23 protein-coding genes are annotated in these 24,551 nt (G+C 70.9%); 2 read left to right on the top strand and 21 right to left on the bottom strand.

Translation table 11 applies throughout. The features are described 5' to 3' along the window. Positions 1-489 precede the first annotated feature (489 nt). Positions 490-750 (bottom strand): hypothetical protein, encoded by a 261-nt coding sequence (locus tag D9V36_RS02400; protein ID WP_129292245.1) that lies wholly within the window; start codon positions 748-750, stop codon positions 490-492. Between the two features lie 553 nt (positions 751-1,303). Here D9V36_RS02400 and D9V36_RS02395 point away from each other — a divergent pair. Continuing rightward, complete coding sequence (locus tag D9V36_RS02395; RefSeq protein WP_129292244.1) at positions 1,304-1,648, top strand: hypothetical protein; 345 nt, start codon at positions 1,304-1,306, stop codon at positions 1,646-1,648. 296 nt (positions 1,649-1,944) lie between these two features. On the opposite strand, the gene D9V36_RS02390 is transcribed toward D9V36_RS02395, so the two are convergent. The 17 genes from D9V36_RS02390 to D9V36_RS02310 form a co-directional block, all read right to left on the bottom strand. Beyond that, positions 1,945-2,391: a hypothetical protein gene (locus D9V36_RS02390; protein WP_129292243.1), complete on the bottom strand. Its 447-nt coding sequence runs from the start codon at positions 2,389-2,391 to the stop codon at positions 1,945-1,947. A 649-nt stretch (positions 2,392-3,040) separates the two neighbouring features. Next, complete coding sequence (locus tag D9V36_RS02385; RefSeq protein WP_129292242.1) at positions 3,041-3,418, bottom strand: hypothetical protein; 378 nt, start codon at positions 3,416-3,418, stop codon at positions 3,041-3,043. Between the two features lie 261 nt (positions 3,419-3,679). Beyond that, the gene (locus D9V36_RS02380; protein WP_129292241.1) at positions 3,680-4,006 is read right to left on the bottom strand and encodes a hypothetical protein; all 327 of its coding nucleotides are present in this window, start codon (positions 4,004-4,006) and stop codon (positions 3,680-3,682) included. Between the two features lie 275 nt (positions 4,007-4,281). Further along, positions 4,282-5,370: a DNA cytosine methyltransferase gene (locus D9V36_RS02375; protein WP_129292240.1), complete on the bottom strand. Its 1,089-nt coding sequence runs from the start codon at positions 5,368-5,370 to the stop codon at positions 4,282-4,284. A gap of 481 nt (positions 5,371-5,851) precedes the next feature. Next, positions 5,852-6,271: a hypothetical protein gene (locus D9V36_RS02370; protein WP_129292239.1), complete on the bottom strand. Its 420-nt coding sequence runs from the start codon at positions 6,269-6,271 to the stop codon at positions 5,852-5,854. A gap of 687 nt (positions 6,272-6,958) precedes the next feature. Then, positions 6,959-7,399 carry a hypothetical protein gene (locus D9V36_RS02365; RefSeq protein ID WP_241720654.1) on the bottom strand — a complete coding sequence of 147 codons (441 nt, stop codon included), beginning with the start codon at positions 7,397-7,399 and terminating at the stop codon, positions 6,959-6,961. Between the two features lie 246 nt (positions 7,400-7,645). Then, entirely contained in the window at positions 7,646-8,485 is an 840-nt protein-coding gene (locus tag D9V36_RS02360) for a hypothetical protein (protein ID WP_129292237.1), read from the bottom strand. A gap of 427 nt (positions 8,486-8,912) precedes the next feature. After that, the gene (locus D9V36_RS02355) at positions 8,913-9,293 is read right to left on the bottom strand and encodes a hypothetical protein (protein WP_129292236.1); all 381 of its coding nucleotides are present in this window, start codon (positions 9,291-9,293) and stop codon (positions 8,913-8,915) included. 210 nt (positions 9,294-9,503) lie between these two features. After that, positions 9,504-9,929 carry a hypothetical protein gene (locus D9V36_RS02350; protein WP_129292235.1) on the bottom strand — a complete coding sequence of 142 codons (426 nt, stop codon included), beginning with the start codon at positions 9,927-9,929 and terminating at the stop codon, positions 9,504-9,506. A gap of 235 nt (positions 9,930-10,164) precedes the next feature. Beyond that, positions 10,165-10,920: a hypothetical protein gene (locus tag D9V36_RS02345; RefSeq protein WP_129292234.1), complete on the bottom strand. Its 756-nt coding sequence runs from the start codon at positions 10,918-10,920 to the stop codon at positions 10,165-10,167. Positions 10,921-11,631: 711 nt separating this feature from the next. Beyond that, a complete protein-coding gene (locus tag D9V36_RS02340) occupies positions 11,632-12,588 on the bottom strand; it encodes a hypothetical protein (protein ID WP_129292233.1) in 957 nt (318 codons plus the stop codon). A gap of 868 nt (positions 12,589-13,456) precedes the next feature. Continuing rightward, a complete protein-coding gene (locus tag D9V36_RS02335; protein ID WP_129292232.1) occupies positions 13,457-14,185 on the bottom strand; it encodes a hypothetical protein in 729 nt (242 codons plus the stop codon). 567 nt (positions 14,186-14,752) lie between these two features. After that, positions 14,753-15,337: a hypothetical protein gene (locus D9V36_RS02330; RefSeq protein ID WP_129292231.1), complete on the bottom strand. Its 585-nt coding sequence runs from the start codon at positions 15,335-15,337 to the stop codon at positions 14,753-14,755. A gap of 1,072 nt (positions 15,338-16,409) precedes the next feature. Beyond that, positions 16,410-16,943: a GNAT family N-acetyltransferase gene (locus D9V36_RS02325; RefSeq protein WP_164992830.1), complete on the bottom strand. Its 534-nt coding sequence runs from the start codon at positions 16,941-16,943 to the stop codon at positions 16,410-16,412. A gap of 324 nt (positions 16,944-17,267) precedes the next feature. Beyond that, entirely contained in the window at positions 17,268-18,080 is an 813-nt protein-coding gene (locus tag D9V36_RS02320) for a hypothetical protein (RefSeq protein WP_129292229.1), read from the bottom strand. Positions 18,081-18,609: 529 nt separating this feature from the next. Next, entirely contained in the window at positions 18,610-20,661 is a 2,052-nt protein-coding gene (locus D9V36_RS02315; RefSeq protein WP_164992829.1) for a hypothetical protein, read from the bottom strand. Positions 20,662-21,326: 665 nt separating this feature from the next. Beyond that, positions 21,327-21,866 carry a hypothetical protein gene (locus tag D9V36_RS02310; RefSeq protein ID WP_129292227.1) on the bottom strand — a complete coding sequence of 180 codons (540 nt, stop codon included), beginning with the start codon at positions 21,864-21,866 and terminating at the stop codon, positions 21,327-21,329. A gap of 241 nt (positions 21,867-22,107) precedes the next feature. Between D9V36_RS02310 and D9V36_RS02305 the strand changes: the two genes are divergently transcribed. Further along, a complete protein-coding gene (locus tag D9V36_RS02305) occupies positions 22,108-22,557 on the top strand; it encodes a hypothetical protein (protein WP_129292226.1) in 450 nt (149 codons plus the stop codon). 65 nt (positions 22,558-22,622) lie between these two features. Here D9V36_RS02305 and D9V36_RS40605 read toward each other — a convergent pair whose 3' ends face one another. The 3 genes from D9V36_RS40605 to D9V36_RS02295 all read right to left on the bottom strand — a co-directional run bounded on the left by D9V36_RS40605 (position 22,623) and on the right by D9V36_RS02295 (position 24,253). Further along, the gene (locus tag D9V36_RS40605) at positions 22,623-22,790 is read right to left on the bottom strand and encodes a hypothetical protein (RefSeq protein WP_164992828.1); all 168 of its coding nucleotides are present in this window, start codon (positions 22,788-22,790) and stop codon (positions 22,623-22,625) included. Positions 22,791-23,137: 347 nt separating this feature from the next. Beyond that, a complete protein-coding gene (locus D9V36_RS02300; RefSeq protein WP_129292225.1) occupies positions 23,138-23,602 on the bottom strand; it encodes a hypothetical protein in 465 nt (154 codons plus the stop codon). A 261-nt stretch (positions 23,603-23,863) separates the two neighbouring features. Beyond that, positions 23,864-24,253, bottom strand: coding sequence for a GNAT family N-acetyltransferase (locus D9V36_RS02295; protein ID WP_129292224.1), 390 nt, complete (start codon positions 24,251-24,253; stop codon positions 23,864-23,866). Positions 24,254-24,551: the final 298 nt, after the last annotated feature.

Genomic DNA, 24,551 nt, shown 5'->3' with positions numbered 1-24,551 from the left:
CAGGGCCGGGCCGACCCGGGCGGGCGCGGAGCGGCCCCACTTCGGGTGGCGACGGGAACGCGGAAGCCCGCCCCGGGAGCGGGGCAGGCTTGAACGCGGGCCGGGTGCGTGACGGGTTGTTGGCCTGGCATTGTTCGCGGTGCTGGGGCGTGTGGGGGGCCGGGCAGGGGCGGCGGGGCCGTCAGGCGGTGGGAGGTGCAGCGCCTACGGTGGGGCGGCCTCTTCCGCGAGACACCGGGGGGGCAGGGCGCGCGGGCAGGTGACCAGGGCGTGCCATGGGGAAGGGGTGCCGGGCCGCCCCGGGGGGGGCGGCCCGGCGGCCGGGGGCTCGACCGCACCTGGGGGTGGTGCGGGAGCGCCTTCCGGCAGCACCGACACTCCCCCAGGTGGGGCCAAGGCGCGCAAGCGCACGGGGTGCGGACGGCGGGCGTGCGGCGGCCCCGAACCCGGGCGGGATGCCGGGTTCGGGGCCGGTGGGCGTGGTGCTGGTCAGGCGGCCGGGATGGTCAGCAGGTGGCGCAGCCGGTCCAGGCCGGTGGCGTTGCGGCCGCGGCGCTCGTGCTCGGCCCGGCGGGCCTGGGCGCGGCGGAACCTCAGACGCGGGCGAGCGGCGGAGCGGCGGAGCGGGACCGTACACGACCAGGGCGCCGACCGGTTCGGCCGGGTCTGCCTGCCAGCCGCTGCCAGCCGGGCACGAGCATCCGGCCGCACCAGCCTGCTGGACCGTGAGAGGCAAGGGGTGAAGAGCATGGGTGGTCGCTTAAGCGGATCCTGCGCATGTGCCGTCCTCCGGAACAGTGGCGGGGGCGCGGCTGAGAACGAGGACGGCGATATCGTCCCGCCGGACGACATCCCGAATGAGGGCACCGACGAAACTCACCTGACCAGTGGCGACGTCCGTGTCCTGGAGATCGGTTCCCGCGCTGTCAGAGATCGTTTCCCTCGGCGACGCGCAAATGGATCTAGGAACGCGGGCGAACCTCCAGGTCGCCACCCGGAGAGAGCTGGATCCTTGCTGTCACGCGGGCCACAAGTTCTTCTGGGGAGCTACCCAGCTCTCTCGCCAACCTGCCAAGACGCTCCCAGACGTCTGCGTCGAACGTAATGACTCGCTTCACGGGCGGCCCGCTGTTCATGAATCCCTGGCCTTCCAACTCGTCTCGCGGTACTCGGATCATAGAGCGGCGGTCCCCGTAAGGCTGGACGGCAGTTTCGTCACTGCAAGGAGACGACTTTCGTCGGTGCTCCGCCGCTCTCCGTAGCCGGGCACGCCCGGGACGGGTGCAGGTGGGAGTATCGGCCCATGAGCATGAATCAGACGACCGAGACCCCTGCTGAGCGCCGCTACCGCGAGGGCATGGAACTCAACAACGTCCAGGCCCGTGCCGAGGAACGCGCGGCCGAGCACCTTCGCGAAGCCGCAGGCGCCCTCCAGATGCGGTTCGCATGGTGCTGGGACCACGGCGCTCTGCACCACTTCCCGACCCGCGAGGACCCTTGGTGCACCGCTCGATGGAGTTGGCTCGAGGGGAACTCCGAGACCGATGCTCTCGCTGACAAGGAGGTCCGACACGGCGACGCCAAGTTCCTCCATCAACTCCCCGACGCTGAACAGCTCAAGCTCATCACACGGCAGGACAGTCCGTGACAGCCGACAGCTGACCCTATGAGAATGGTGCGTACGCCGCCGATGCCCGCTACCGGGCCGAGGAGATGGCCAAGTGGCCGCGTACCTTGCCCAGAAGCAGGCCCCGCGGAACCCGCGGCGGAGACGCTGGTCGGCGCGCCGACCAGATGGGCACGGCGCCGTCGGGCGCACCGGCCGGACCCGCGGGGCGGGGGACCGGCTCGGCCCCGGCGGCTGTCTCCGGCGGCCTTTGCCCGCGCCTCCACCTGTTCGCCGGTAGGCGAGGCGAGGAGCGGACAGGGGCCGGCGGCCCGGGCTTAGGACGTTGACGCGTCCCGCTGCGCCCGCTTGTCCCGGAGCCACTTGTGCTGGCTGACCCCCGCCGGGCGCTCGCTCTCCCACCGGACTTCGTCCGCGGCCCGCGCGGCCTGGGCGCCCGCGTGCTCGGTGGCCAGGCGGGCGTACGCGAGAGCTTTGGCGGCGGTCGCGAGGACGGCGGCGGCGAACCGAGGGTCGTGCTGGCCGGCGGCCTGAGGGCCTGCTCCGTTGGCTCCCGCCACGTAACTCCATCCGGCCACGGGGTAGTAGCCGGTGCAGTCCGGGCGGCAGGGCTCTTCCTCGTGGCCGAGGTGGTTGCCGCCGCATGCGCAGGATTCGGACCACTCGGTGACGACGCGTCGGCCGATGTGGGGGCGGGCCGGTGCGGGAGCACGGCGTCGGCTGCGGCGGATGTCGGCTGCTATGTGAGCGGGGAAGGGGCGCATTAGCGTGGGGTCACCTTCTGGAGGTTGGCGAGGGCGCGGGGTTCGGCAAGGGGCCGTGGTGGGCTGGTGTGCCGGGCCGCGCATACCGCGGGGCAAGGGGGTGCCTGCGGGGCACGACCCGGCGGCCGGTCACCACGGCGCACGATAGGGGGAACCTGTGCGGGGCGGGCCCGGCCGGGCCGGTAGCTCGACGCACGACAGGGGGGCTCGTGCGGGGTGTTCCGGCTGAACTGACCCTCGCGGGTGGTCCGGCTACCAGCACAACCCGGCCGGCGCCGGGGCCGGGACGCGGGCGGAACCTGGCACGGATGGGCAATGACCGTTCACACAGTGGTGGCGGCCCGGGGCTGCGGACGACGAGCCGGGCCGGACGCGCGCGGCCGAGAGGGTGCCTGCGCCCGCCCGGCCGAGCCTGCCCGCAGTCTCCAGCCCGGGCGGGCGCAGCCGGGGCCGGAGGGGGAGTGCCAGTAGCGTCGCGCGGTGCCGGTCAGGGTCCGTGCGAGCGGCGGGCGCTCGTGCAGTGGAGCCTGACGGCGGGCAGCGGCCTGCATAGCGTGGTCGGTGTGGACATGCGATGGCCCCGGCACACCTGCGGCGGTACCGGGGCTGGGAGGAGCTGCCGACGGGCCGGGCAAGCCGTGGCGGGAGTTTAGAGACTGGCCCAGTCGATCGTCTCGCCGTTGGCGAGATAGCGCAAAGCGGCCAGTACGTCGTCGCGGTCGAGTTCGCCGTAGAACAGGTCCTCGGCGTCGTCGGCGGTGATGCCCAGTTCGGTCCGGGCGACGTGGTCGACGTAATCCGTGAGCCCGTTCTTGGACGCCCGGACCACACCGGATGCGAGCTCCAGCGTGTACCCGGTGAGGTGGGCGGCGTATCCGGCAACGCACAAGGTGGTGCCGCAGCCGACTTCTTCGTCGGCGGTGAGGCGGGTTGCCCCGGCCATCCAATCACTCTGGTCGTGGGTGGCGGGACGCTTCTCGATCGCGGTGATGATCCGGGCGGCGAGTTCAGCGGTCGGATTGGTCATAGCTCCTCCAGGTCGAAACAGGGGTGGGTGGAGACCGGCCCCTGCGAGTGGGAAGTGCGCCGTCCCTCGGGCCGGCGGGAGGACTGTGGCCGGAGGCGGAGCTAGGCCCGCAACACAGCGGCACGGGAAGGGCGTTGGTGGACGACACGGGGGACGGCTCGCCCCGGGCAGATGCCGAGGGCGAGCCGTCAGACGGGGCGGCGCGGAGTCGCGAGCCACACAACCGGGGACTCCGGGGCGCCGGGGCGCTTGCGCGCGGACTCAGGCGGTCACGCGCAGCCGTTCGTCCCAGCAGCAGGAGCCCACCCACCCGTTGTCGTGCCGGTGCGCGGTGGCCAGAAGGATCTCCCTCCGGCAGAACTTGCACGTCTCCAACTCGACATCGACGCCGCGCCCTTCGAGTACCACAGTGATCTGCGCATCGGTCGGGTAGTTGTCGAACGACTCGTCTTCTGTCAGCACCTCTTCGTCACGGCAGCTCACCAGGCCGTAAGAGCGGCCGCCGGTGCCGTTCCAGACCAGTTCCCGGACGAAGTACTGTTCTCCATCAACCTCGAACGGATCGTGGTCGATTTCACGGACGACCACTGTGCCGGGCCTCGACGCGTTTCCCATAGTGACTACCAACTTTCGTGTTGCTTCCTGTCGACTCGGAGTGTGAGGAGCGATCACACCTCTCCCGCCCCGAAGGGCCGGCGGGCCGCACAGTGGCGGTGCACGTGGCAAGCGGCGCAACGTCATCAGCCGCCAGCGCGTTGGGGGTGGTCGCGTGGCGCGGCGGGCAGGGCGGGACGGGACGCGGGGGCGTCGGCACGCCCCCGGCCCATGCGAGGCGCGGGCCGGGGGCCGGGGAGGGGGGCGGGTCAGGCTGCCTGGGTGCCGGTGCGGGCGGCCAGTTCGGCGGCCATCGCCCGTCGGATGACGGCCTCCGCCAGGAGCGGCGGCATCGCGTTGCCGATCTGCTCGTACTGCTTGGTCCGCGAGCCCCGGAAGGGATGGCCGGACGGGAACGTCTGGAGCGCGGCCGCGTCGGCGACGGACACCCGGATCATGTCCTTGCGGCCGCCGCGGTAGGCGGGTAGGTCATCGGCGTCCACCAGCCGGGTGTCCGCGATCCAGCGGCCCGCGTCCCGCTCCCCGTACAGGGTGGCGCGGCTTCCGGAGCCGCCGACACAGGACGGGTCCGGTCCCCCGGCCGCCGTGCCGACCGCGACGGTCAGCGCAGGCCGGTGCGTCATCCCCCAGCCCAGCGCCTGCGCCATCGACACCCACGGCAGCAGGTCCTGGTTGCCGCCGTCCTGGTCGGTGGTGCGGGAGTAACGGCGGTGCGTCGCAGCGGGCAGGGCGGCCTCGCGCTCGCCCCGGCGGCGGGCGACCAGCACCGCGCGGGCCCGGGTCTGCGGGACGCCGTACTCCTCAGCGTTCATCCGGCCCGTGACCACCGTGTAGCCCTCGATCCGCAGGATCTGGGCCATCGCCTCCCACACCGGCAGCACAGTGGGCACCTGCTCCAGCATCACCGTCCGGTACGGGCGCCCGCCGTCCAGCGCCTGAAGCGTCCAGCGCAACGGCTCCAGGACCAGACCGGTCCGCTCGTCGTCCAGCGTTGCGAGCCCAGAACGGATGTCCCGGCGCGCGGCCAACTGGTCCGCGAAATGCAGCACCGTGTCCAACGCCCGGCGCCCCGCGCCCTTCCCGCCGATCGAGTACGGCTGACACGGCGGCGAACCGATCAGATCCGTCGCGGTGGGGAAGTCACTGGGCCGGTAGGCCCGGACGTCACCCTCCACGGTGTCCAGCCCGGCAGCACGCCGCGATTCACACGCCGCACGGTCATGCTCGATCCCAGTCACCGCCACGCCGAGGCGTTGCGCGGCCAGATCCCAGCCACCCGGCCCGCCGAACAGGTCAACTATCTCCACCCGGCAGGCGTCGTCCTTCATCTTGATCATGGGGAGTGCCCCGATTCCTGGTCACGGCGTCACCAAGAACCAGGCCCGGCCCCGTGACATGAACAGGTCCAGAAACCCCCATACACGACCAAGCCACACAACTCCTAACAAACCGTGAAAGCACACCACCTCAACCAACCCCGCCGACTGCGGCCCGCACACGGCACCGCCGGACATGGCACAAACCCCCGGCACCACGAGGGTGCCGGGGGCGAGGATCTTGAAGGAGCTGGGCCTAGGCGCGGTGGCGCCGTGCGGCATCATATGTCGCCCGGCCAATGGGGGTTTGGTGGCTTTGGTGGCAGCACCGCTAGGGGTGGTGTGGGGTGTTCCGAGCCGGTGTGTCTCGTGCCGGGTGAGCGCACTGTGCGGTGGCGGTCCGAGCAAGGGACGGTCGCCCTGGCCGACCGCGGCCACTCGGCCCCGGCCCGCGCGGGGTGGTGTGCGGAGCCAGGGCCGGTGCGGCGCAGCGGGGCGGGGGTCAGGTGAGGCGGGTGACGGTGATGTCGCCCGCGCGCCGGGAGTCGTCGAAGAGGGCGGTGGCAAGCGCCTTGGGGATGTCCGCCTCGGTGTTGAAGCCGGGGACGATGCGGACGGTGTGGCAGAGGACCTGTCCGGTGTCCTGCGGGGCGAGGCCGGGGCCGGTGGCGCGGAAGTACACGGTGCGGCTGTAGGGCTTGGCGTCTTCGGGGGTGGGGAAGAGCGCGTAGCGGGCGCGGCCCGCGTGGTCGGCCAGGCGCAGCGTGGTGTGGGCGGCGAGCGCGAAGTCGGCCCATGCGGAGCGCGCGGCGGGGACGGTGGCGATGACGATGGTGTCGCTTCGGCGGGTGGCGGTGGCGTCGGTGAATCCGGCGGTGGTGAGGCTGGCGAGGGCGGTCTCGCGCAGGTCGGCAGTGGTCACGGGAGGCTCCGGGTGTTGGGCGGGTGCGGTGGCCCGTAGATGGGTTGGGTGAGCCCCGGCCGCGTTGCGGTGGCCGGGCGGGTTCACCATCGGGGCGCGGGAATCAATCGCAGCAACCCGGCTGTGGTGGTAGCGCCGGACCGCCCGGGCCGGGGTGGGCGGCGTCGGCGTGCGGACAGCCCGCGTGGCGGTGTGCCTGGCACGGGCCGGGAGGTCAGTTGTAGGAGGGGCCTGCGAGTGCGGTGCCGTAACTGTCGCTTCGGCTGCGGCGGAGGTCGGCTGCTAAGTGAGCGGGGAAGGGGCGCATCAGCGTGGGGTCACCTTCTGGAGGGTGGCGAGGGCGCGGCCCGGCGGCCGGACGCACACAACGCACGGGAGGCAAATCGGTGGGGTGATACCCGGCCGGGCCGGACGCCTCGGCGCACGAGAGGGGGGCGTGCGGGGCGTTCCGGCTGGCTGACCATCGCCGGTGGTCCGGCTACCGGCGCAACCCGGCCGGCGCCGAGGCCGGTGGCGCGGAAGTACACGGTGCGGCTGTAGGGCTTGCCGTCGTCGCGGGCGGGAAAGAGCGCGTAGCGAGCGCGGCCGGGTGCGGGCATGCCGACGGCCCGCACCCGAGGTACGAGTGCGGGCCGAGGGAAAGCGGAGCGTCGGGCGGATGCCCGCGTGCTGCTACTCCTTGGGCTTCTAACCCTTATGTCCGGATCTGCGGGCTTCCTGTGCCTGGATTTCTGCGCGGATGACCGGGTACAGGTCCGCGTCGGGCGCGCATGCGATGCGGTGCTCGAACGCCCATTGCAAGGCCTCGTACGTGGGGTCTTCGCCTGGGTGGTCGGCACGCCACTTGGCGGCAAGCTTGTGTGCCCATGCCGTCTCGGTGCTCGTCCACTGAGTGCGGCCCTGGAGTGCTTCGCGCACCAGGGCCTGCCCCTGGGGAGTCGACTCCAGCCGCTCCCAGCCGAGGTTGTCCACGACGAAGCGGAGTGGTACGTCGTGGCTCCACGCGACGCCGTAGGGGTCGATGTGCCAGGTGTCGGGGATGAGGACGGGGTCGCTGGCGTAGAGGGAGTTCCGGGCGGCCTCGATGCCGACCGCCTGGCCGGGTGGTACTTCTGTGGTCGGCGGCATCGCCGGAGTGTTTACCTCGGTGCTCGCCGGTGTCGGGGGCTGTTCGGCAGGGGGCATCGGCTCTCCTTGGAATCGTCACCGTGCCGGTCTGCGGTACCGGCTTGGGGCTGTGGCGCTCGGTGGTCCGGCGGGCCTTCGGCGTGGTGCGGGACTGTGGGTCTCGCCGGGCCGAGATGCGGTGCGGCAAGGCTGCTGGGGCCTGTACGGGCCTGCCCCGCCGCTGGGGAAGGGGCAGGCCTGGTGGTCTCAGGGGCGGGGGGTGAGTGCGGCGAGGGCCTGGAGATAGCTGCGGGCGGGATCCTGGTGGTTGATGTCGTGTGCGAGATCGAGTGCGGTGGCGAGGGAGAGCGGGGTGACGGTGGGCAGTACTGCGGTGTTGCGCGGCAGTTGGCTGGTGTGGATGCTGCCGTGCTCGCTGGTGAGGTAGCTGGGCGGGGTGATCAGGACGTTGTTGAGGATGTCTCCCGCGTTGTCGCCGGGGTTGGGTGTGCGGTCGGTGATGAGGCGCAGGCAGCCGTGTACGCGTTCTTCGCCGGGCAGTTGGGTGGAGGTGAGGAGCACGGTGGTGACGGGCGGTGAGTCGGTGCTGTGATTTGTCGGCGGGATGGTGTCGAGGACCTCGGCGGTCAGAGGTGCGATGGTGTCAGGAAACAGGGCGTGAGTCTTTGCCAGACGGGTGCGGAGTTCGTTGACGGCCGTGTCTCCCCATCCCGGCACGGCATCGACAAGGTTGCTTTCGGTGATCTCGGTGCCACGTGTGCGGCGGCCCTTGTGGATCAGGCCGAGGGGGGTGAGGGCATGGGTGACGATGCGGCCTTGGACTGCGATGAGTTGAGGGGCGTTGAACAGGTTGCCGGTGTTGGAGAACAGCATGGTGACCCGTTGGCCGTGCATCTCGCTCAGGTCGCTGGTCTTCAGCGGGGGCCGGGTCGAGGTCGCGTGGTGCAAGGGGTAGAGGGTGCGGACTGCGTCGACGAGGGCGGCCTGTTCCGGGCGGGCGCTCACGCGCTGGACGGCCGCGGCACCGGTTGACTTCTCGGGGCTGTGGTCGATGGCGGTCATCAGCACGGTGGGCTGGTAAGGCATGGCGGGCTCCTTGCCGGGTGGGCCTGGGGTAGGTGCAGGATTCAAGGCCGGGTGACAGGCGGGGAAAGTGATCACCGCTGGACCGGCCGGGCAGCACGACCATGACCGGGCGGACGGCTAGGGGGGCAAGGAATGGCAGGGCCCCGGGGCGCGTGCGCGGGGCGGGCTGGCAGACCTTCGGGTGCCGTCGTCCGGCAGTGGGGCTGAGCGGGTCCGGCGGCCTGACCGTGTGAGGGTGTCGGCGCGGGCCAGGTGTCTTCGGTAGCAGCGGGCGTAGTGATCACGATGGTGCGCACGACGTTCCTCCGGGCCCGGCGCCGGGCTGTCCGCGCGGGACGAACGGGGCCGGGCATGCCTCTGGCCCGCCCCCACGAGGTACGGGGGCGGGCCGGGGCAGGGGGCGGGCCGTGTCCGCCGGTGCGGTGGATCAGGGGCAGCAGGCGGACGGGGACTGCGCGGTGCAGCCCTGGCGGCAGGCGGACGGGGTCACCTCCAAGAGCAGGGCCCGCACGGCGTTGGTGCCCGTGGCGCGGCGGGGCACCTTGGCGTCGTTGCCGTGGATGACCTCGGCGCGCAGGATCTTGCCGCTGGAACGGCCGATGACGTTGGAGCCGAACGCGCCGTGCGGACCGACCGCGTCAAGGATGATGCGGCGGGTGCGGCCATGCAGCCGGCCCCAGGCGGGGCGCAGGCCCTTCGCCTCGGCGAGGCGCACGATGCCCGCCGTGTACGCAGTGACTCCGGTGAGGTCGATTGTGGTCTCGGCCGAGCCGGGGGCCTGCCCGACGGCGGCGAGGGTGGTGTTCATGATGGTCGGCTCCGGGAGTGTCGGGGCGGGGCACGCCTCCTTGGCGGGTTGGACGGTGCAGCGCACACCGCGGAGCGGCGGCCGGCAAGCGGTGACCGGCGGGGCGGCGGGTCCGGACCCGCGTGGCGAAGCCGCGGCCAGGGCGGGCTATGCCGACGGCCCGCACCCGGGGGATCGGGGCGGGCCGGAGCGGAGCGGCAGACGGGCTCTCTACTTCGTGCGAGAGTTGAGGAGGACGGTGGGGGCGTTGCGTACGGCCTGCCGGGCCATGTCCCGGACCATGTGGATGCCAAGGACGTCGGCGGCCAGGCGGAGGGCGACGTCGTTGAACAGGGTCAGTTCCGGCCAGTCGGCCTTGGCGGCGGCGAGCTCGGCGTCGCTAAGACGCTCGGCGCTCCACGCCGAGGGGGCGGCGCTGTCGATCACGCGGCGTTTGGACATCTCGGTGTCGATCGCGGTGAAGTCCTCCACGATCTTCGCGGCGATGTCGTCGCGGTCCTCCATGAGCTGGACGTCAAAGGCGATGCCCTGGCCCTTGCGCTCCTCGGACAGGTGCCGCTGAAGGCTAGTCTGCCACGCGGTGATGTTCGTGCGCAGGGCGGCGAGCGGGGTGTTCAGGTCGGGCTTCTCGTACACGATGAGGCTCCTGTCGCTTCGTGTCGGGCCGGTGGCCCGTGACGGATGTGCGCACGATGAAGAGACGGCCGGCTAGCCCTGCAAGGGGCAGCTGGGGCTAGGCGTCCAGCCCGCCCAGGTGCCGGGGTGCGTCCCGCCGGGCGGGTACGCCGACGGCCCGCCCCCAGGGTTTCGGGACGGGCCGGGCCGGGCGGCGGTGGTCGGGGGAGGATGGCCCCGGCAAAGGGCGGGGCAGTCAGTGGTCGATCGGGGCGGTCAGGACGCGGCCGCCCCGGACGAGTTCGTGCGTGCACTGGCCCGTGTCGGCGGGGTGGGTGAGCTGGGCGGCGTGCAGGCGGGACAGTTCGGTCCAGAACCGGTACAGGTGCGGCTGGTTCGGGCGGGAGTGCTGCGGGTCGGGCACGCGGGCGGTGTAGCCGCCGGGGGCGGTCGTGTCCGGGACCATCTCGGCTTCGAGCTCGACCCACACGCGCTGGTGCTCCAGGTCGATGCCGAAGATCCGGTACACGGCGTAGACGCCCCAGTCGTCGGCGTGGTCGCGGCCCGCCCCGATCTGACCGGCCCCCATGTCGTAGCGCCCGTCGGGGTCGCACGGCCAGTTGGCGAACGTGCAGTGCAGGGTGCAGGCAGGGGTGGCGGGCTGCTCGCTGGTGGCGGGGCGCAGGTCGATGCCCTGGCGGCCCCGGCGGCTGATCGGCGCCTTCGAGCACTTCAGACGCTCGCTCGCGCCGGTGCCGTCACGGCCGGGGAGCTGGATGCGGTAGGCAAGCAGGCAGTTCCCACAGTCCGCGCCGGGAGTCTCGGTGAGGGGCTGTCCGCTGGCGGGGTGGATGCCCTGGCCGAGGAGCGCGCGGACGTTGGCGTTGCCCGCCACGGCGGGGATGTGCGGGTAGCGGGGCTCCCTGCGCGGCGCCTTGGCCTGGGTAGCCGTGGCAGCCGTGGCCTCGCGGGCCGCGGTCGTGATGGCAAGGGCGGAGGTGGCTATGGACATGCGGGGTTCTCCTTCGAACGCGCAGTGTGCGCAGATGGGTTGGTCGGGTTGCCATGCCGGACGAGGGGCGGGGTGATGGTCACCACCCCCACAGGTAGTCAGCGGACCGCACCGTGCCGGGCCACGCGGCAAGCGGTGCAACACCGCTGGACGGCCGTCGGGGCGCCGACAGGGGTGGAGCGGGCCGGAGAAGCAGGGGGTGGTCACCCGCCACCTCCGGCCCGACGACTGCACCATGACCCGGTGCGCGGCAAGCTCCGCAACGCGACGACGGGGGCGGGTAGTTGAAAGTGTGGCGGTCGGCACGGGCGGACGTGGGCGTGGGACGGCCCCCGTCGCCCTCGTGGCGCCGGGGCCACGAACCGCAGGCGCGGGCTGTGCTCAAGAATCAGAGCTGCGACTTGGTCTTCTTGGGCGCGGCATCGCGGCGCATCGAGCATGCCGTGCGCGACGGCGTGGGGATAGAGCGGGCCGAGGGAGCGGGAGGGTGGTCACCGCTCCCTCGGCCCGGTGACCGCACCCTGACCCGGCACACGGCAAGCCCCGCAACAGGACCACGGGAGAACGGAGTTGGGTGTCGGCGCGGCGGGGCGGGGGCCGGACGGGGCCGGTCGACGTCCGGGCGGGCCTGGTACGACGGGCAGCGAGCGGGACGAAGGCGGCGTGGCCCCGGCCCCCGGCCCCGAGCGGGGAGCGGGGCCGGGGCCTGGATCAGATGTGGCAGTCGACCGCGTCGACCGCGACGAGCAGGGTGTCGGGCGGGAGCGTATCCAGCTGCTCGTTCATGCGGTGGGCGTATTCGGCCTGGTCCTGGGGGGTGCCGGTGCTCTGCCCGAACAGCCCCATCCGGCCGGGCGCTTGCCACACGCCGTCGATGCCCAGATAGGCGTAGCCGGGTACGGCGTGGTCGGCCCGCTGTTGCATGTACGCGTCGCGTCCCGGCGAGAAGGTGTCGATGGTGCAGTCCATCCGCACGAACTCACGGGACTGCCGGGCGGCCTTGACCTGGGGCTGGGCGCCGTACTCCTCGCGGGCCTGCCAGAGGGGGTAGGCGCCCGGATCGGCTTCGTGGCGGCTGAGGAAAGCCGACCAGCCGTGGGCCTCGGGAAGTCCGGTAACAAGGCCCTGCCACCGGTCGAACTGCTCGCCCGCCGCATGTCGCGCCTCGGCGCGCATCGCAGCCAGGTCGAGGAGCTTGCGGGGGCCTCCGTCCACCCGCTCGGCCGGGCACGGGTCACCGGATTCGCCCGGCGACCCGACCAGCAGACGCGGATCGCCTGCGGCGTCGGCCCGCGGGATGAAGTAGCCGGTCCAGCGGCCGCCGATCTGCCACCTGTCCCACTTGGAATTCGGGTTGTAGGTGCTGACCTTGTAGGCGCGGCCGTCGTCATCGACGTGCAGGTACGCACTGCTGTCCTTGTCGTGCTTGTTGCGGGCGTTGACCGCCTCGGCGACCTGTTCCCAGGTCAGGGGCTCCTCGGCAGGCAGCTGGCCGTCCTCCCGGCAGGCTGCGACGGGCCAGTAGTCCTCGGCGTTCCCGCTCTCGTAGGCACGGTAGGGGGCGACCTCGGTGTCTTCGTCGAACGGCGCGAGCACATCCTCCAGAGCGGCTTCCACCTTGTCGGGGCTGGTGGGAGGAAGTGCAACAAGCAGGCTGAAGTGACTCATGGACTTCTCCTCGGTGATGGCGCGATGCACGGCGGCACGGCGCGCATCAGATGGCCGTGGGCAGCCTATCCGCAGGTCGATGGCCATGGGGATGCCGCGACTGCAGGCGGCGCTAGCGAGAGCGACCCTGCTACGACGGCGGGCTAGCACCGCAAGCAGCCGGGCAGCCGGCGCACGGGCGGGCGCGCTCGGCGTGAGTCGGGCGGGCCCGGCGTAGCGGGCGGCGAGGGGAGCGTGCGGCACGGCAGCGCCCCCCGCCGCCACGTGGGCGACGGGGGCCAGGAGCCGGGGCGGCGACGAGTCAGCGCACGGTGAAGCCGCCGCGCACCGGGGCACGCTCCAGGTAGGTGAGCCATTCGATCCAGTAGCTCTGGCTGTCGCCCTCGTCACCGAGTGCGGTCCCCAGGAGGGTCATCGCCTGGGGCGCGCTGTGGGTCCGATAGGCCGCCAGCGTCGCTTCGGTCTCGCCTGCATGGCCTCGTAGGGCCAGGCGGGACGGGAGGGGCTGCCACCGTGCGGACGGCGCGGAGCATGGGCCGCGGCCCGGGCGGGGCCGGGTCAGTCCGTGCGAGCGGTGGGCGCTCGGTGTATTGGCGCGTGACGGCGGGCAGCGGCCTGCAAGCGGGTCGGTGGGTATGCGATGGCCCCGGCACCACATGAGGCGGTACCGGGGCTGGGAGGAGCTGCCGACGGGCAAGCCGTGGCGCCGGTGGCGTCGTACCGGGCGCGGTGTCCTTGGCGACGGGCGCGCTGGTCCGTCGGGCAGGCGGCGGCCTGCGGCTACGAACGGCGGGAACGCAGCGGCTCGGCGCTGCGTAGGCGCCACGCCAGGCCCGGGGCCCTGGGCGGGGCGCCGGGCCGGGCGGGGTCAGTTGCTCTGGTGTCCTGACTCCGGGGTGCCGTAGTGACGGCCGGCGGCGGCTGGGTGCTCACGGTCCCAGTCTTTCAGTAGCCAGTGGGCGGAACCGTTCGCATTCAGTGGGCGTACCTCCATGTCCTTGTCCTCGTAGTCATCGAACTGCCAGTGCTTGCCGGCGAGCCCGTAGCGGAGGGCGAAGTGGGCGAACCATGGAGCGGCGCTGCCGAAGTGCACGGCATGGAAAAGTTCTTGGTGTCGGGGCTCGGTCCAGCCCTGGACATCGATGCGGTCCTCGGTGATGGCGCCATCTTCGGCTTCACGGGACCCGGTGTAGAAGTGTTTGACGGTGGAGCCCCAGATGGTGCGTACGTGTCGCGAGGCCGGGATGGTGTGCTGGTTGTTGCCCAGGTCCAGTACGACGCGTGTGCGGTGAGTCTGCTCGATCACGTCGCCGCAGATGGAGGCGGGCTCCCAGAGCACGTGGCCCTTCTTAGTCCGTCGGCAGGCGAGGTAGATGACGGTGGCGGAGCGGCGAGTGCGTTCCAGCTCGGCGACTGCGGCGTCAACGATCGTGTCGGGCGTGTCGAGGGGCAGGGTGTACAGGACGCCGTCACGGTAGACGTAGGCGCCGCGGGAGTCGTCCCAGATGACTTTGTCGTGGGGGGTGTTGTCCCGGCGCTTGCGGGTGCGGACCTCATAACGCGGGTGGATGGTCTGCGCGGGCGGTGAGAGAAGCATCGGTGTCCTGCCTTCCGGGGGCCAGACCGTCGTTTCGGTTCTGGTGATCCGTACGGTTGCTTGGCGGGTGGCTAGTCCCGCAATTGCGTTCCGGCGGCCGGGGCGTACGGCCCCGCGCCGATGATGTGCCGGGCCGCGGGGCCGTGTGGTTGCCGGTGGTGGGGGATTAGCGGGTGCTGGGTGCGGCCGGTGCTTGGGGCTTGGGCCGGGCCGAGGGCTTGGGGCGGCCGGACGAACGGCGGCCCCGAACCCAGGGCGGTGCCGAGTTCGGGGCTGGTGCGTGGGACGCGGTGGTCAGGGAGCCGGGATAGTGCGCAGGTTGCGCAGCCGGGTCCAGGCCGGTGGCGTTGCGGCGGCACGGACAGCGCGAAGACCCATCCCGCCGACAGGGGGTGGGCCTTGCCCGGCGTCAGCGTGGCCGGCAGGCGATCAGTTAGGCCGGAAGAGCCAGTCGGGCCAGGGGAAGCGCGCTGGGCCCCGGGAATGGTGCTCGCCCGGGCCGGTCGCATCGACGCACGAGAGGGGGCTGTGCGGGGCGTTCCGGCGGTGGTGGCCTGTGGGACGGGGCTATCGGATGCATCGGATGCTCTCCAGGCAAGCGGCGAACTGGTCCCTGGCTTCTCGCTCCGCCCACTCCCACGTGATCAGGCCCCAGCACGATCCGTCGGTGACTTCCTCCCATGTGGTGCGCTCACCGACGATCAAGTCCTCGTGCTTTTCGATGACGGGCTTCCAGGTCACCGCCTTTTCGATGATGTAGCCGTAGACCTCGCCCCGCGCCCATGCCCCGTACTCCGCGATCTCGCTGCGGATGTACTCCTTCGGGTCGGTGACCTCTGCGATGCCCTCCGACATCAGGTACCAAATGGTGCCGGGGCCGTCGTTGGGCCGATCCTCGATGGCCACCGCGCCATGGACGATGCGCGACCAGCGGGTGAAGATCTCGACCGCGTTGTCCCGGTGCTTGATCTGGTTCCACCCGTCCTCAAGGGGACCGCCGCCGTTCTTGTCGACGTCGGCGTAGTAGTTGTTCGTCAGGGTGATCACCTGGGTGAGATGGTCGTACATGGTACGCGGGTTGTGGGCGTCGGTGTCCGGCTCCAGCCGCAGCCGGTAGCGTCCGTCGTTGCTGGTCTCGATGATTTCGGTCATGGTCAGCCCCTCTCTGCGGGCGGGATGATGGTGTGCTGGCGGACGGGGGCCGGCAGCTGTTCGTTCTGCGACATCAGCTGCAGCACCGGTGTGCTGGCTGAGGGCGCGGCGCGAGTGGCAGCCTGGGATGCGGTGCAGTCAGGCGCGGAGAATGTCCCCGGCCGGCCGGGGGCCGGTGGCGGGCAGCTCGGCGCTTGGGTTGGACGGTGGCGGGCAGGCGGTAAGGCGTGCAACCCGTTGGTGTGGCCGAGGGCCGGTGCGGGGCTTGCAGGGATTGCACGCGCCGGGTGGTTGAGGCGTGTCGCGCGTGGAGCGGTCACGGTCCCCTGCGCGGGTGTGGAGGCCGGGATGTTCGGTGGCGCAACACGCAAAGGGGCTCCTGCTCGCCAGTCGGCGGGCAGGAGCCCAGGAAGCATCGGTGGGGGCAGCTCACAGATGCTTTCGTGAGATCAAGGCGGCACGGACTCAGTCACGGCGCGGTACAAGGCCCAGAAGGGACCGGAGCGACCGGACACGGCCGCGCCGCTGGAAAACCCGCACCATCTTGGCGATATCTGCGGGGTTCGGCGAATGGCACCACGACATCTTGATGACCAGAGCCTCGCGCGGTTCCGCCCGGGGCCGGTCCAACAGGAGGGTCGCTCCGCCGACGTCGGACTTCCATAGCAGCCAGACATGATCAGTCTCGGAGCTGAGCTCGCACTCCCCTGTACGCAGGGCCGGGGGCAGACCCATCAGGCGAGCCACCTCGTCAGCAAACGACTCGAAGGTGTATGGCGATGGTGTGGCGGCGGGCAGGTGGGACTGGAGCCAGGACGGCAGGGGCATGAGACTGCGGTTCCTTCCTGCAAGCGGCGAACACTGCATAGGAGAGTGGTGGTTCGCCATCGGGTGTGTCGAGTAGTGCCGGGCCGTACACGGCAAGGGGGCCTGCGGGGCGTGGCCCGGCGGGGTGCCGACGGCACAGCGCGCGAAAGGAGGCGCGCGGGGCGTGTTCCGGCTTGCGCCTGACCGTGACGCGCGGCCCGGTAAGCCAGGCAACTCCTGGCACGGCATGCCAGGTCTGCCTTGATCAGGCACCGGCCGTTGCATGTGCCGCTCCCCCGGCCTGCGTGAGGCAGGTGGGGCGGTACGGGTCCGGCAGGAGTGACGTTGCTGCGGGCCGCTCAGAGTCCCGCAATCCGATGCCGTGCTGGGTCGGGGCAGGCACGGTGGGTTCGCCGGTCCGGTCAGGCGGGCGCACCATGCGGTGGCTGTCCTCGTCGTTGCTGTCCGGGGAGAAGCCGTGCCGCTGGTACCAGGCGGTGAGCGCTCTGTCCGGCAAGCCCGCGCGGGCCTGGCGCCATATGTGGTCCGGGTCGAACGCGCTGCTGGACAAGGCGATTTGTGCGTTGGGGTGCTTGTTGAGAAGGTCCTGCAGGAGCCGGGTACCGTATCCGCGGCCTCGGTGGCCGGGGTGGACCCCGATCTCCATCACCCATAGCTCGTCGCCGCAGTCGATGACTTCCAGGTAGCCCACGAGCGTCTTGTCGCGGTACAGCAGGAGGAACGACTCGTTGTCGTTGGTCTCGCGGGCAAGGTGGAGCACGGGTGGGGCGGCGGTCATGGAAGCGGTCTCTTCGTTCGGGGGCGGGGTATGGCCGGGCCGCACGATGCGCGGCATGGGCGTGCCTGCACAGGCGTGCGGCCTGGCATGGCCGGTCGTTCACAGCGCACGGAGGGGGTTCGTGCGGGGGGTTTCCGGGCTGAACTGACTGTCGCTGGTGGTGCGGTTAGCGACGCAACCCGGGCCGGCGGCGGGCAGCGGCGACGCGCGGGCCCACGCACAAGGGGGCGGGCAGGGCCGGATGCGGGGCAGGAGGAAGGTGATGTGGCCCGCCTCGGTGGTGCGATGGCGGGCCGTCGGCCGCGGCCCGGCGGTCCGGGCGGGTCAGGCCGGTGCAGGGTCCTGGCGCGTGATGGAGTCAACGTTCAGCGCCACGGTCTCGCTCGTGGTCTCGTCGCCGTCCAGGAGGTAGCGCTCCTCTGCGTCCTGGGTAGAGGCGGCAGGTAGGTGGAAGGTGATCATCTCGGTGCGGAACACGGTCACCTCGTAGACATCCATCGGGCCTTGGCCGTGCCCGTCGGTGGCTCGACCGCGCAGGTCCATGGAGGCTTCGATCACCTCGGCCTCTGCGTCCGCATCCTGAGTGCATGTCTCACACGGGTCGAGCTCGGTGCACTCCGGCGGGCGGTTGTTATTCGGACACATCACGCCATCGTGCTTCGAGACGGAGCGGCCTCCTGGGCACGGGCCGTCGCCGTTGTCCACGTACGAGGTGCCACATCCTGGGCATGTACCCGATGTGGGCTGCCAGTTGGCGAAGCGCTCGACGGGGATGTACCGGGCGGCCTGACGGCCATTGGACACGTACAGGGTGCCGTCGATGTCCAGCGATGCGCGGCCCGGTCGCTGCGGCCAGTAGTCCATGGTTGTCCGGACCGCGAACGCCACACCCCCGCGGCTGAGCACGCTGCCGTCGTCGTGGTTGGGCAACGTCCAAGCGCCCTCGCTGCGGATCTGCACCACGTACACGTCGAACAGCAGGACCAGGGCTGGCCTGCGCATCTGGTCGCGGGAGACCGGGCAACCGGGCATGCCTTCCAGGACGGAGACGTCGGCCGGGATCGGGTCGGCGGCCAGCACTCGGTGGGACGGTTCGGTGGTAACGGTGAGGGGGATCGCGGGGTCGGTGTGGGGCACGGTGAGCCTCCAGTCGGCGGAGCGGGAATGGTCCGGTTCGAAGGGGGCGAGGTGGTCGCCGCCCCCGGCCGGTGCCCCGAACAGTGGTCCTGGCAGGGGTAAGACCCGCAACCGGCCAGCGACGCAACCATGCAGACATTGGGTGACGGTGGCGGGGCACATATGTCGGCCCCGGGCGGGGCGGGCGGACCATGGGTCGGGCGCTGCTCGGTGCCGCGGCTGTCGCCGGGACGGTCCGCTTCGCTGGGGCCGGTGCTGGGCCTGGGCGTGCCCCGGGCGGCCGGGGTGCTGTGCCCGTTCACGCAGTGCGCCCCGGTCCCTGGGCCCGTACAGGCGACAGGACTCGGTGCGCGGGGCCGGTGACCGGGGCGTGCCGTGGGAAAGGGGTGCCGGGCCGCCCCGGGGGTGGGGCGGCCCGGCGGGCCGGGGCTCGACCGCACGGCGAGGGGGTGGTGCGGGAACGCCGTGCGGCCCCACCGAATCTGCCCCGAGCGGTCGAGCCCCGCAACCCCTGCCACGAGCGGCCAGCTCAGTGCCCCGGGGCCCGCACGGCCAGTGTTCCGCCAGTCTCGTCCCGGTGGCCGAGCAGGCGCACCGTCCAGCCCGCGCCCTCGAAGAACCGGGCGTAGCGCTCGTGGGCCTCCCACTGCTTCGCCACGATCTCCTTCGCCACGATCTCCTTCGCCCATGGGTCCCCCGTGTGATTGTCCCGCTCCGCCGTGACGATGACGGTCCCGTCCTGGCCGGTCGGGAAGAGGTGGAAGCCGGTGGGCGGCCATGTGTCGGTCTCCTCCTCGGTGAAGACGCCGCCGAAGTAGCCGTTGCCCTCTAGGGTCATCAGCGCCGCCCGGATCTCAGGCACCTCGTGCTCCTCGACGTTGCACCCGATGCCCGCCGGGACCTCCCACGCCTCCGGCGACACCTTCACCCGCAGGTGGTACGGCGACAGAAGCACCGGCTCCCCGCCCGCCTCCACCAGGTCCTTTCGAATCCGCTCCAGGCGCCGAGCCCGCTCCTCGGGCTCCATCACCCCGGCAGGCTTGACCACGACCGATCCCGTGTGCCAACGCAGCCGTACCCGCAGGCCCTCCAGGTGCAGCGACTCCCGTGCGTGCCCGGCCTGGTTCAGTACCTCCCAGATCGTGGCGACGTCCTTCGACTCCTGAGCCAGCATCCGACGAGCAGAGATCTGGTAGTAGCCGTCTGCGTACGTGCCGAGGAACCCGCCAGCCGTCAGCGCCCGCTGGTAGGCGTGCAGCTCGCTGTCCGTCGTGGTGCCGACCTGGTACTGCCCGTCGATGAGGAACTGGACAGTCACGTGGTCGTCCTGGCCCGTGGACTGGACAATGAACCCATTCGCCAGCCCGTCGTACTCCAGAGCGGTCCCGTGCGTTGTTTCGACTGTCCGGGGGTCGCAGGTCTCGGCCGGGTTGAATCCGCAGGAGAGCAGCAGGGAGACGGCGGCCTGCACGTGCTCGTGATCTGTGTCTCGCGGGTAGAAGCCCAGCGTCGTACCTTCCCGCCGCGGCACGACCGTGCCGGCGGGCGGGAACGCCTCGTGGATGCCTTCGTCGTCGAACCCGGCCGGGCTCACCGTCCATCCGGCTTCCCGCAGCACCTCGACGGCCCGCCCGTGCTCGGCCAGCGCGATGCCGCGCCCGCACAGGGACACCCACACGCGCGACGAGCCGTGCAGGGCCAGCGCGGCGCTGTTCACCTGGAACCCCTCCTGCTCGACCATGAAGGCGCCATCGCCGACCGACTCTCCGAAGACCGCCGGGGTCAGCCCCGCGTCGACCAGCCGCCCGATCGCGGCATCCATGAACGGGGTACGCCGGTCCTCGGCGCGACGGCCGGGGAAGTAGCCGACCGCCGGCGTGCTGCTCTTGGGGCACCACGCCACGTCGTACTCGCGCGTCTCGTATGCCACCCGGCGTCCGGTCCGCTCGAACTCGGCGCCGCGCAGCACCGCGTTGGCGACGTCGACCAGGGCGTCGGCGCGTTCGTGCACGGTCGGCGGCCGGTGGTCGGTGTCGCTGTGCTCCTCGGTGCGCAGGAACCAGAACCCGTCACCGAGGATTTCGTCCGCTCGTGTGAGGAAGGTGGCCATGCGGGGGGTCGAGTTCGCCACGGCGTCGGCCAGCGTCTGTTCTCGTTCCAGCTTCGCGCACTGCTTGTGCGCCTCTTGGGGGTCCTTGAAGGCTGCCATGTCGACGTTGGTCCAGGTGTCCATCACGATGTGCGGGCCGCCGAACAGGCCGCCGAGCACGGAGTCCTCAGTCACGACCGAGTACCGGGGCCCGGCGTCGTGGGGCCGGTCGGCAATGAACACCATGTAGAAGCTGGGCGGCGTGCTGACGGCGTATCCGCCCGCCGACAGGGCCTTGGCCAGCTCCAGCCGCTTTGCGGCCTGCTGCGGCGTCTCGCCGCCCTCGCGGTCGGCCAGGTCCCACACGACGGCCCATCGACCGTTGCGGGAGATGATGTGCCACCCGTCGCGTAGGCCGGGGCTGTACTGGTCGAAGCGGGGGCGGAGAAAGGCCGCGGCACGGTCAGGCAGGGGAAGGAGCGTATGGGACATGGCAGGTCTCCAGGTCGGTATGGGTGGTAGGGGGTGACAGCGCCGACACTGCCCCGGGCGGCGCCAAGCCCCGCAAGCGCCGGGCGGGCGGCGGCACCGAACCTCAGGACAGAGCGCCGGCGGTTCGGTGCCGGGAATGGGCGTGCCCCGGGCGGCTGGGGCCGGGCCGTCTAGGGCCGTGCACGCAGTACGCCTCGGTCCGTGGGCCCGTACAGGCGGCGGGACTCGAGGCCGGGGGGGCGGCCGGGCGATTCCGAGTGGGAGAGGGCCGGGGGATGGCCGTGCGGGCGCGCAGAAGAGCCCGTTCCGCAAGTTGGTGGGACGGGCGGGCAGAGCAGAGTCCGTACGTGGACGACCAGAACGGAAGTTCGCCACGCCCCGGTTACCTGGTCTTGAGTGCGACGTGAGGTGGGAGTGAGCGCACGGCGAAATAGCGGCCCGTGGGGACCCACGATCGGATGATCTGAAGGACGCGCCTCGGCGGCGCTCCCCACAGCCCCGCGGGGCTGTGGGGAGGGCGGGCCGGGGTGCGCGGGAGGGGGCTGTGCGGTGGCGCCGCCGGAGCAACGGCTACAGGTGCCGGGAGCGGGCCGGATTGGTCTCGTGGTGTCGAGCTTCAACGAACCCGCTGGTGGGCGAATCGGGCAGCCGAGCTTGTGCTCCGGCTACTGCCAGAAAGCACAGCGTAGTTGAACGTCCGGAAGGACCAGATTGACCGCTTGCCAAGCCCTCTGGCCGACCACCTGTCGGTCGGCGTCAGCTTCCAAGTGGACCACGATGTTCCGTTTCCGGTTACTCGGCGTGGAAACGATGGCAACACCTGACACCTGGGGAATGGCCATCAGCACGTCGCGAACCTGTTGCGTGAAGGGGTCCACCGCCGCCTGATCGACATCAACAGGCTGGAGCCCCGCCCTCCCCGAGAGCCGGATGACAGCCCGTTCATCGTCGGTGCGGCTATCAATCACCGCGGTCAGGTCCGCGCCCGGGAGCAATTCATCATCGCCGACAACGACCACGACCTGGTCGGAGGACCGTTCAATCTCCGCGTGGTCGTCGTCCCTGTCCAAGACAATGCGTCGGAACTCACCGTCACCCGCCCTATGCGGCATGATGGCCTTGACCGTGGCTGTGAACATGTCGCCGTCCTGCCACGCCACGACCGCAGCGCCTTCCGTGATGGGACTGCCTTCGTAGTCGATCACCGTCCGATTCCCCTCGGTACTCATCCGTGGAGTCCTCTCATGGTCGTTTTGGGCCGCGCAGAAGCCTGCGCTCCCCCACAGTTAGCCAAGCAACGGCCACGCTCGGCCGTTCAGGTCCAGCGCCATGGTGCCCCAGGTGGCAGGCTGGGCTGCCCGCTTGGCCGCAACCGCGCTGCACGCTCCGCTGCCAGGAACACCGATTGGATTGGATCGCTTTATCGCCGGGCGCTACAGTCAAAATATGATGAATGCACAGGAGTCGCAGTCCATGGAATCGGGCCTCCGCGAGATGGCGGAGCGGAATGGATTCGTTCTGCATCGCAACCGCACCCGTGATCCACAGGCCGTGGACTACGGTCGCTATCACCTTGCCGACGCCGGCACTGGGATTGTCATCGTGGGCGGCGGCGGTCCCACCGGGTATTCCTTGACCCTGGACGATGTGGCGGCCTATCTCGACGACAGCAGTGGTTCTGCGCCTCCGGTGGCTGCACGCGCGAATCAGGCTGGACGCATCGCCCGCGTTGAAGAAGCACTGCCTGAGACGCTTCGGTTGAAGGCGGTCTCGGAGTTCATTACACGTAGCGGTCAGGAGCTGGAGACCTCGTTGCTGGCGTGGGAGTATCGGGCGTGGCGTACTCCTGAGCGCCGGGCAGCCCTGGATGCGCACCTTGCGGCCATGCCTGGCTGACTTGGCCGGAGGAAGAGACGGAAGGCCCGCCCCGAATTCGCCTCGGGGCGGGCCCTCTCCTTTGGTCAGCGCTTGGACAGCGTGACCCAGTAGGAGTTACCCCGCTTGACGATTCCGATGCCGTATCGGCTGCCAAGCCCCTTCTTGACCAGACTGGCTGCAAGACGGCGCCGCGACTTTCGGGCTTCGCGCAGTCCCTCAGTAGTGGCGGGGTAGGACTCCAGTATTTCCACTTACTGCAACTCCTTTGCGTGGTGAGTTAATTGCTTAGCCGCTGGGCGAAAGAAGGTCCGCTGACTGCGGCTCGGATGCGAGCACTATGAAGGCGGGGACGCATAGGGCCACAACCCCGGCCCCCTTTGCCTCCCCCCGGTGAGTTGCGGAGTGTCACCGGATTGGGCTGGCGGCCGTGGCGCCGAGTCGGTGGTTGCGGCGAGAAGCAAGGTGTGACAGGGCGGGCCAGCATTGCGGGTGCAGGGTGTACCGAGTCCGACATGGCAGAGCCCGCCTCGCTGTAAACGGGGCGGGCTCGGGCGTGGCCAGGTGGTTCAGGCGCGGGACCGCTGGGTTGCAGCAGCGGCTACAGGTGTCGGGAGGGGGTGGAGTCGGTGGTCTCGGCGGGGGCGAGGTGGGCGGGTGTCTGGATGCGGGTGTAGCCGTTGGGGGCGATGCTGAGGTGCTCGGTAGTGCCGTAGGGGGAGGTCACGGCCACGACGTCGCCGACGGACAGGGGCGGGAGGGTGGGGGGCCATGCCTGACCATGGTCGTCTTCGCCGTGGCCGTTGCCGATACACAGGGCGGCTTCGGCGACATCGCGTGGGTCGATGTCCAGGTCGGTGTCGGTGAAGCGTTCGGCGTGGAAGATCAGCTGGAGCGGGGCGCCGTCGGCGGTGCGGGCCTCGGTCATGATGTGGCCACTGTGGTAGCCGCCGGTGCTGTGCGGTTCGCGGTTGACGTAGACGGTCACGGCGTAGTCGTTGCCCGCGGTCGGGGCCGGGAAGATGCGGGCGGTGACGGTACGGGGACGGGATAGAGCGGTCGTCACAGTGAACTCCCATCAAAACGCGGCTGGTTGATGGGATGCACAGTGCGAGGGCATGCAGTTAAGCAGGCAAGACGCAGCCGGGAGCGGGGCCGCGAGAGGCGGAGTACGCGGACTGCCCCGTACCCGGGAGAGCAGGAACGGGGAACCGGGTCGCGTCAATACCAGGGAGGGCAGCACGCCGGACAGGTGAGGAGCGGGGCCGGTGCAGGCTCGGAGATGGCGGCGGGATCTGCTGTGTGGCTGAGGAGGCTGCCAGTGGGGTCAGGAGGTGGCGTGGTTGCGGTCGGGGGCAGTTGAGGGGGGCATCGTCGTGGGTGGCCGGAGCATGCGGTGCGGGTCGCCGTGCCGTGGTGCGGGGGCGAAGCCGTGCCGCGTGTACCAGGAGCGCAGCTCGATGCCGTCGAGTCCGGGCGTGCTGGTCTGGAGGGGAGCTGCGGCAAGGCCGATGGCCATGTCGGGTAGGGCGGCGAGGACAGTGTTGAGGAGAAGGGTGGCGTAGCCGCGTCCGCGGTGGTGTGGGTGAACGGTGATTCGGCTGATCCACACGGTGTCACCGTCTAGTGCCTCGGCTCGGCCGATCAGCATGTGGTCGGGGGTATGTAGCTCCCAGACGAGTTCTGGGTACCTGGTGGGCAGCTGAACGAGGTTCATCACGGGCCTTTCATGCCGGGCCGGGCATGCGCTATGCGCGCGTGCGGGGCGATCACGATTAGAGCATTTGCGCGGTGGGGTGCGTAGGGGGCTGCGAGGGCAGCGTGCCTGGTGTGGGTCGCTGGGCAGGCGGGCAGGCCGATCAGGCGCAAAGCGGTTTGGTCGGGTTGGTCCGCCCTGGTTGGGCGGACCAACGGCGGAATCTGCGCGCGGCTGCACGGCCAGGCAGGAGCCGCAACGCTCGTGGGCCTGGGTAGAGCCGGAGCCCCGAACACCACGCGGGTGGCGGAAGTTCGGG

It is taken from the genome of Streptomyces lydicus, assembly GCF_004125265.1.
In the GTDB taxonomy this organism is placed as follows: domain Bacteria; phylum Actinomycetota; class Actinomycetes; order Streptomycetales; family Streptomycetaceae; genus Streptomyces; species Streptomyces lydicus_C.
The sequence above is the reverse complement of the archived record's forward strand: the minus strand, read 5'-3'. Positions and strand labels throughout refer to the sequence as shown.